This is a genomic window from Actinomadura sp. NPDC049753 (assembly GCF_040674655.1).
GTDB lineage: Bacteria > Actinomycetota > Actinomycetes > Streptosporangiales > Streptosporangiaceae > Spirillospora > Spirillospora verrucosospora.
On record NZ_JBFARL010000238.1, the window covers coordinates 3,306 to 11,213 of the forward strand.

The 7,908-nt window shown below is 76.4% G+C and carries 7 protein-coding genes and 2 pseudogenes; 1 reads left to right on the top strand and 8 read right to left on the bottom strand.

Annotation, left to right across the window (positions count from 1 at the left end):
• Together AB0K37_RS36290 and AB0K37_RS36295 are read right to left on the bottom strand one after the other, a co-directional pair.
• A partial coding sequence (locus tag AB0K37_RS36290) for a pentapeptide repeat-containing protein (RefSeq protein WP_363989091.1) occupies positions 1–783 on the bottom strand: 783 nt, incomplete at its 3' end.
• Between the two features lie 826 nt (positions 784–1,609).
• A complete protein-coding gene (locus tag AB0K37_RS36295) occupies positions 1,610–1,786 on the bottom strand; it encodes a hypothetical protein (protein ID WP_363989097.1) in 177 nt (58 codons plus the stop codon).
• A 91-nt stretch (positions 1,787–1,877) separates the two neighbouring features.
• Between AB0K37_RS36295 and AB0K37_RS36300 the strand changes: the two are divergent.
• A pseudogene (locus AB0K37_RS36300) lies at positions 1,878–2,111 on the top strand (glycosyl hydrolase); the annotation flags it as partial.
• A 233-nt stretch (positions 2,112–2,344) separates the two neighbouring features.
• Here AB0K37_RS36300 and AB0K37_RS36305 read toward each other — a convergent pair.
• The 6 genes and pseudogenes from AB0K37_RS36305 to AB0K37_RS36330 form a co-directional block, all read right to left on the bottom strand.
• Complete coding sequence (locus tag AB0K37_RS36305; RefSeq protein WP_363989079.1) at positions 2,345–3,787, bottom strand: glycosyltransferase; 1,443 nt, start codon at positions 3,785–3,787, stop codon at positions 2,345–2,347.
• A complete protein-coding gene (locus tag AB0K37_RS36310) occupies positions 3,780–4,967 on the bottom strand; it encodes a GNAT family N-acetyltransferase (protein WP_363989082.1) in 1,188 nt (395 codons plus the stop codon). Before AB0K37_RS36310 ends, AB0K37_RS36305 begins: the two co-directional genes overlap by 8 nt.
• The gene (locus AB0K37_RS36315; protein ID WP_363989085.1) at positions 4,964–5,710 is read right to left on the bottom strand and encodes a Wzz/FepE/Etk N-terminal domain-containing protein; all 747 of its coding nucleotides are present in this window, start codon (positions 5,708–5,710) and stop codon (positions 4,964–4,966) included. The genes AB0K37_RS36310 and AB0K37_RS36315 overlap by 4 nt, the downstream gene beginning before the upstream one ends.
• Positions 5,694–6,827, bottom strand: a complete 1,134-nt coding sequence (locus AB0K37_RS36320) for a glycosyltransferase (protein ID WP_363989088.1) — start codon at positions 6,825–6,827, stop codon at positions 5,694–5,696. The genes AB0K37_RS36315 and AB0K37_RS36320 overlap by 17 nt, the downstream gene beginning before the upstream one ends.
• Positions 6,824–7,501: a polysaccharide deacetylase family protein gene (locus AB0K37_RS36325; protein ID WP_363989094.1), complete on the bottom strand. Its 678-nt coding sequence runs from the start codon at positions 7,499–7,501 to the stop codon at positions 6,824–6,826. Before AB0K37_RS36325 ends, AB0K37_RS36320 begins: the two co-directional genes overlap by 4 nt.
• Positions 7,473–7,908, bottom strand: a pseudogene (locus AB0K37_RS36330) (hypothetical protein); the annotation flags it as partial. The gene AB0K37_RS36325 and the pseudogene AB0K37_RS36330, both read right to left, overlap by 29 nt.

The following is a 7,908-nucleotide window of genomic DNA, read 5'->3' on the forward strand; positions in this document are numbered from 1 at the left end:
CCGGGATCCGGTGTTCCGGGATCCGGTGTTCCGGGATCCGGTGTTCCGGGATCCGGTGTTCCGGGATCCGGTGTTCCGGGATCCGGTGTTCCGGGATCCGGTGTTCCGGGGCGCGGACGCCGGGCCGACCGCGCGAGGTAGTGGTTCTCCACGAGCAGGTGGCGGCCGGGCGCCGGGCGCGCGTCGGGGACGGGCCGGCCCGACTGGTGCAGGTGCAGGACGCGCGCGAGGTCGAGGCCGTCCTGGTCGGTGAACAGCCGGAACTGCGCCCCGATGCGGGGGTTGAAGTCCAGCAGGTGGTGGACGCCGGTGGCCGCGTCGAAACGGAAGTCGAGGTCGACGAGGCCGCGGCAGCCGAGCAGCCGGACGATCCGGACCGCGAGGCGTTCGAGCTCGGGGCTGGCGACCCACTCCCCCGCGACCGTGTGCCCGGCCTGGGGCGGGTGCGCGAGGTGCTTGCGGCCGGTCCCGCCGAACAGGCAGTCGCCGTCCTCGTCGAAGTAGCCCTGGAAGAACCAGTCGCCGCCCGCGGGCGGGATGCGCCGCTGCAGGACGAGCGGGCCCGCGCCGCCGTGCGGGTCGCGCTCGCGGGTGGCGGCGAACAGCCGGTGCAGCTCGCCGAGCGTGGGCACCAGCGTGGTGCTGCGCATCCCGGGGCGCATGCGCCACGGCCGCGCCCACTTGGCGATCAGCGGCAGGCCGAGCGCGGCGGCGGCCTCGTCGACGTCGGCGGCCGACTCGGGCGTGAGGCTCGGCGGGCACGGGACGCCGTGCCGGTGGCACGCCTCCAGCAGCCGGGCCTTGTCGGCGACGCCGCGGGGGACGCCGGGGTCCTGGCGGGGGAAGACGAAGTGGGGCCGCAGGCCGTCCGCGTGCTCGGCGACGAAGATCGCTCCCGCGTCGTCCATCGGGACGAGCAGGGCGGGGCGGCCGATCCGCTCGCCGATGGTCCGCAGGTGGGCCAGCAGTTCGTCCGGACGTTCGGCGGGCGGCCCCCAGGGGTGCCCGCGGTAGAGGTAGCGGGAGCGGGACGAGGGGTTGCCGCGCCCCTCGAGGATGGCGTGCACCGGGACCCCGGCGCGGCCGAGGCTGCGGATCACCGCCAGCGTGCCGTGGTGGAACAGGTTGCGGTCGGTGCGCAGCAGCAGGGCGGGAAGGCCCGGGTCGAGGCGCGCGTTGCGGGGCTGCGCGGCCCGCGGCCGGCTGTCGAAGAACATTCGCTCAGGCCCATTCCCTCGTATCGCGGCGCACGACATCCCTTCCCCACGGTAAATTTTCACGTTTTCCGCCCCGCCGACTTTTTCGCAGCGGGCTCCCGAGGGCATACGATACGCATGCGAGCTGCGGATATCCATTCGGCAGGGCGGCCGTTCGAACCCCGGCGAAAAAGGTCGCCGTTCTGGTGTCCGCTCCCTCCTATTCTGGCCGCATCCGTGGTGTTGTTCGCCCTCATGGCGTCGGCACTGGTGACGTGGCAGCAGCCCCGGGCAATTCACCGATGGGCGGCACATGTGCCGTTGGGGGCGTTTCTGGGGTCGGGCCCGGAGGGCGTGGCCCGGGTGGCCCGCTTCGAGCGCTGGCTCGGCTCGACCGTGACGGTGGGGCGCACCTACCTGCCGGGCGACGACTGGGGGGCGATCGAGGGGCCGCGGGGCATGCTGGCCGCGTGGGCGCACTGGAAGGCCGCCGACCAGCGGCGCATGCTCGTCCTCAACGTCCCGATGATGGCGCCGAACGAGGCGGGGATCCCGGTGCCGGTGCTGGCCTCGCTGCTGCGCGGCGGCATGCGCGGCACGTTCGACGGCCACTACCGCACGCTCGCCAGGCGGCTCGTCTCCCTGGGCGTCGGCGACGCGGTCATCGTCCTCGGCTGGGAGATGAACGGCGAGGTCTACGCCGGACGGTGCGCCCCGGACCCGTCAGCGTGGAAGGCCTATTGGCGCAGGATCGTCGGCACCATGCGCGCGGTGCGGGGCGCGCGCTTCCGTTTCGATTTCGCGCCGACGCGGGGTCAGGACGCGATCCCGTGGACGGACTGCTATCCGGGTGACGACGTCGTCGACATCATCGGTTCCGACAGTTACGACCAACCCGAGGGAAAGTCATTCCAGGATTTCGTCGACGAGCCCTACGGGCTGCGCGAGCAGGCGGAGTTCGCGACCGCGCGCGGCAAGCCCCTCTCGTTTCCTGAATGGGGCCTGTTTCGCAATTCCGACAATCCCGCCTATGTACGGGGAATGCACGACTGGATCATGTCGCACGACGTGGTCTACCAGTCGATCACGGACTACTGCCCGCACGGGGTCTGGTCGTGCGGCGGCGGGAACCCGCGTTCCTCCGCCGTCTACCGGGAGCTGTTCGGCGGCGTGACCGCTCCGCCGCCCCCGGGCAAGGGCCCGTTCACCCCGACGCCCGCCGCCTCCGCACCGGCCACATCCGCACCGGCCACGTCCCCACCGGCCACATCCGCGCCGGCCGCCCCGGCGTCGGCAGTTCCGGCTCCCTCCGCGCCGATCCCGCCCACGCCGCCCTCCGTCCAAACGTCGATCATGCCCTCCAAGTCGCCGAAGCCGGTGAGGCCTTCCCATCCGGCTTCGCTACCGCCGTGGACGGGGCCGCCCGCCACCGCCCGCGCGTCCACCAGGGCCTCCGCGGGGGTCTCGCCGAGCCCGGCGACGTCGCGGGTGACGGCCGCGAGGAGCGCCACCGTCCGGCCGATGTCGTAGGCGGCGGACGCGGCGACCGCCGCGCGCCCCTCCCGCTCGGCGATCCCCGGGAACAGCAGCCGCCCGGCCATCTCCTCGGCGAGCGCGGCGGTGTCCTCGACGGGCACCAGCGCGCCCAGCCCCGGGCGGACGACCTCGGTGATGCCCGGGATGTCCGTCCCCACGAGGGGGCGCCCGGTGGCGAGGGCCTCCAGCGCGGTCAGCGGCAGCCCCTCCCAACGGGACGGCAGCACGATGAGGTTGGACGCCGAGAGCCAGTCGCGCGGGTCCTCCACGGCCGGGACGAACCGGACCCCGGCCACGCGCTCGCGGCGCAGCCGGTCCAGGTCCTCGCCGTCCCCCACGATGGCGAGCTGGGCGGACGGGCAGCGCGCGGTGACGCCCGGCCAGGCCGCGAGCAGGACGTCCTGCCCCTTCTGCCGGGTCAGCCGCCCGATGCACACCGCGAGCGGCACGGCGGCCTCCAGGCCGAGCCGGGTGCGGGCGGCGAGGCGCGCGGCGGCGTCGGCGGGCGCGAACCGGCGCCGGTCGACGCCGTTGCGGACGAGCCGGTACGGCCCGCGCACGCCCGCGCTCACGCCCTCGCGCAGCTCGCCGATCCCGACGCAGACCAGGGCGTCGCTCCACCGGGCGCCGGCGCGTTCCCACAGGCGGCTGAGGGTGTCCGTCCGCCCGGTGGCGGCGAGCCACGACCAGCCGTGCGGCTGGAAGATCGTGGGCGTGCCGAGCGGGCGGCGCAGCAGCCGCCCGGCCAGGCCCGCCTTCGCGGAGTGCAGGTGGACGACGTCCGGGGCGAAGCCCTTCACCAGTCGGCGGAGGCTGAGCGCCTCCAGCAGGGTGCGGGGGCCGGGGGCGCGCCCGGCGTCCCACCTGAGCCAGGGCACGCCCGCCGCCATGCACCGCTCGGGCAGGTCGCCGCCCGGCGGGCAGGCGACCGCCACCTCCCAGCCGCGCCGCCGCTGGTCGCCCGCCGCCTGCCCGACGTAGACGGCGACCCCGCCCGCGTTCGGCTGGCTGACGTGCAGGATCCGCAGCGGGGTGTCGTCCCGCGGGTCAGTCATGGAGCAGCGGGGACGCGCTCCCGGGCAGGCCGGCGTGCGCTCCCGGCCCCCCGCGCCGCCGCTCCGACAGGTACGCGCGGGTCCGGGCGAGGCCGGCGTAGGCGGCGGCCGGGGCGGTCCGCCCGAGGATGATCCGCTCGTTCCGGACGGCCGCCGGCCGCCACTTCAGCTTGTACGGCTCGTCCCCGCGCAGCAGGCTGACTCCCTCGCGGCGCCGGTCCCGGGCGAGGGCGAGGTCCTCGCGCAGCATCATCAGCGAGACGTCCACGCGGGACCGCAGGTCCGGCAGCGCCCCGTAGAGGTAGGCGCCGACGTGGCGGTGCCCGATCAGGACGAGGTCGCTGGCGACCAGCCGGCCGTCCCACCGGTACTGCAGGACGGCGGCGCGCCCGTCGCGGGCCATCCCGGCGGCCGCCTCGGCGAGGTGGCGGCGGAACCGCCCGCGGGTGTGCTCGGGGTTGATCGGGCGGCCGCGCCACTGCCGGGCGTGCAGGTCGAGCAGCGCGTGCACGGCGCCGGGGACCTGGTCCGCCGGGACGCTCTCCGCCGTGATGCCGCGCACGTCGATCTTGCGGAGCTTGGCGCGCATCTTCCCGGCGGTGCGGCGCGGGAGCCGGTCCAGGACGGCGTCGATCCCGGCGCCGGCCCCGGCGTCCCCGCCGCCGGCGGGCAGTTCGAGGCACACCGAGGACGGCGTCCGCCACGTCCGGCGCGGCCACTGCGCCGCCACCAGGTGCGCCGCCGAGCCGGGACGCACCTCGCGCAGGTCGAGCGCGCACCATCCGCGCTCGTCCAGCAGGGCCCGGACGAGGTGCCGGACGGCGCCGTCGGCGTGGACCGGGTCGAGCAGGACGTCGGTGAAGTCGCTCTGGTCCGCGGCGATCGGGACGAGCACGGGGAACCCGTGCCGCACGCCCGACGCCAGCGGCGCCGCCGCGACGAGCCTGCCGCGGTGCCGGACGGTGGCGAGGCGGAGCCGCCCGCGCGTCCCGTACCAGCCCCACCACGACTTGATCCACTCGTAGGCCTGGAAGGGCGTCGCGGACGGGCTGCGCTCGTAGAGGTCGCGCAGGTCGTCGGCCAGGGCGATGAGGGCCTGCTCGTCCCGGTGCACCTCGGCCGACCACTCGGTGGAGGCGCCGGGCGGCGCGGTCAGCAGGGAGGGCGCGGTCACGGTCACGAGCCCACCTCCACGCGTCCGGTGGGGACGGGACCGGCGACGGCGGCCGCTCCCGCCGCCGACGGGACGCGGCTCCGCTCCCGGCGTCCGGCCCGCCCGCGCTGTCCGCTCATGACGGCGGCCGCCAGCCCGGCGAGCAGGATCCCCGACGCGGTGCCGACGGCGACGCCGAGCGGCAGGTTCGGCGACGACGGCACGGCGGGCGGTTCGGCGAGCGTCATCAGCGCGACGCGGACGCCGGTGTCGGAGCGGTGGGACGTCCCGTACCGGACGAGCGCGTCGGCGGCGGCGTTGGCGTACGCGGCGGCGTCGCGGGCCGTCCGGCCGCTGCCCGAGAGCTTGATCAGGGGCGTGTCCGGCGAGGTGGACGCCTGGATGTGCTCGCGGGTGGAGCCGCTCTCCCCGTCCGGCAGCGGGAGCGAGGAGTAGGCGAGGGTCTCCGGGAGCGGCGCGAGCCGCCCGAACGCCTGCGCGAAACTGACCGCCGCCGGGCCCGACTGGCCCTTCCCGGCGTCCACGACCAGGACGAACGCCGTCGCGGTGTAGGTGGTGGGCGCGAACACGGCGTAGCCGAGCCCGCCGAGGAACCCGGCGAGCACGAACGCGATGGGCAGGCCGAAGCGCCGCGCCGTCGCGGTGACCAGCCCGCGCAGGCGCCGGGCGGCCGGGCCGGCCCGGCCGGCCCGGCGCACCGTCCTCGGCGGTCTCGGCGGCCTCCTCCTGGCGTCACGTCGCTGCATCATGAGCCCTTTCTCGTATCGGTTCGGCCCCGCCGGCGAACGGGTCGGGGCGGTAGAGCCGGGCGAGCTCGGCGGCCCGCTCGGCGACGGCGTAGCGGGCGACGGCCGGCGCCACCCGCGTCCGGTCGCGGGGTTCGCGCAGGACGCGCCCGAGTTCGGCGCTCCAGACCCCGGCGTCGGAGGGCAGGCGGCGGGCGTCCGGGGCGTCGCCGGGCGGGAGGTGGTCGAGGGCGGGGCAGGCGGTGTAGCGGACGGGCAGCCCGGCGGCCAGCCCCTCCAGGACGCCGAGCCCGAACGTCTCCTGGACGGACGGCGCGGCGAGCACGTCCATGGCGGCGAGGGCGCCCGCGACGTCCGAGGTGGCCCCGGCGAAGACCACGCGGCCGGCGGCGCCGCGCTCGTGCGCCAGCCGGGCGAGCGCCTCCCGCGCCGGGCCCGCGCCGACGAGCAGCAGCCGGACGCCGTCCAGCCGCGCGACCGCCTCGACCAGCAGGTCGAACCGCTTCGTCGGGACGAGGCGCCCGACGCCGCCGACGACGGGCTCGTCAGGGCCGATCCCGAGGCGGCGGCGCGTCGCGGTCCGGCGGGCCGGGTCGAACGCGAACGCGGCGGCGTCGACGCCGTTCGGGATCACGACGATCCGGCCGGGGCGCACGCCCCAGGCGCGGAGCCGGTCGGCGACGGCGGGCGACACCGCGACGGTCGCGGACCCGAGGCGCTCGGTGGCCCGGTACAGGGCCCGGACGCCGCGCGTCGTGGCGCGCCCCTCGATGTGGCCTTCGCCGAGCGAATGCTCGGTGGCGATGACGCGGGGCGCCCCGGCCATGCGCGCGGCGATCCGGCCGTACACGCACGCCCGGTAGAGGTGGGTGTGGACGACGTCGTACCGCCCCCGGCGGATCAGCCGGGCCAGCCGGGGCAGCGCCCCGAGGTCCCGGTTGCCGCGCATCCCGATCTCGTGGACGGGCACGCCCGAGCGGCGGATCTCCGCGCCGAGGGCGCCGGCCCGGGTGAGGGTCGCGACCTCGCAGGACACCGGCAGGTGGCGCAGCAGCAGCGCGAGCTGGCGTTCGGCGCCGCCGTGGTCCAGGCCGGTGATGACGTGCAGGACCCGGGTCACACGCGGCTCCTCCGGCGCAGCTCGTGGCGGACGAGCTTGACGCGCAGCCGCAGCGGGCCGTCCCGGTCGCCGACGTAGGTGCGCGGCAGCGCGTGCCGTCCCGGCTCCTCGGGCCGGATGTCGCACGCGTAGTCGTATCCGGCGGCGCGCACGGCCTCGACCTCGCGGGCGGTGGCGTGCCCGTACGGGTAGGCGAAGCCGGTGACCGGGGCTTCGATGAGGTCCTCCAGGACGGCGCGGCTCTCCTCCAGCTCCTCGCGCAGCTCGGTGTCGTCCGTCTCGGGGAGCGAGACGTGGTGGCGGCCGTGCGAGGCGACCTCCATCCCGACGTCCGCCACGGCGCGGATCTGCTCGGCCGTCATGAGCGGCTTGCGCGGACCGTCGTCCCACGCGTTGTAGGTGCCGATCCGCCCGGACACGACGAACACCGTCGCGCCGAACCCGTACCGCACCAGCGCCGGGACGGCCCGGGTCGCGAAGTCGGCGTACCCGTCGTCGAAGGTGAGCCCGACCAGGCCGCGGGCCCGTCCGGCGGCGTGCGCGTCCAGCAGCTCGCGCATGCCGACGCCGCGCAGGCCGTGCGCCCGCATCCAGGCCATCTGCCGCCCGAACCGCGCCGGCGACACCGTCACCAGGTGCGGGTCCTCATCGAAGTGGTCGACCGAGTGGTACATCAGCACCGGCGGCGCGTGCCGGATGCCCTCGGCCGTCCGTGCCGGGAGATGGGCCGGTCCGGTCAGATGACTCGGTTCTGTCGACTTGCTCACTGGTGTCCCCCGATTCGGTGCGGCCGCGCCGGTGGCGCCCACCGAGCGGCCGTGAAGCGATCCATGGAGCGACGAGGTCGGGTCCCGCCAGGACGGCGAGGACGGCGAAGGCGGCGGCGACCGCGAGCCCGCCGGCCGCCAGGCGGACGACCGGCGGCGCGTCCAGGGCCCCGGCGGCGAGCGTCCCCGCCGCGCAGGCCCCCGCGGCGGCGAGCACGAGCCGCGACACGTCCGCGGCGATCCGGCGCAGCGGGACGGGCGCGACGCCGCGACGCAGCCCGGCGAGCATCAGGACGGCGGCGAGGGTGATGCCG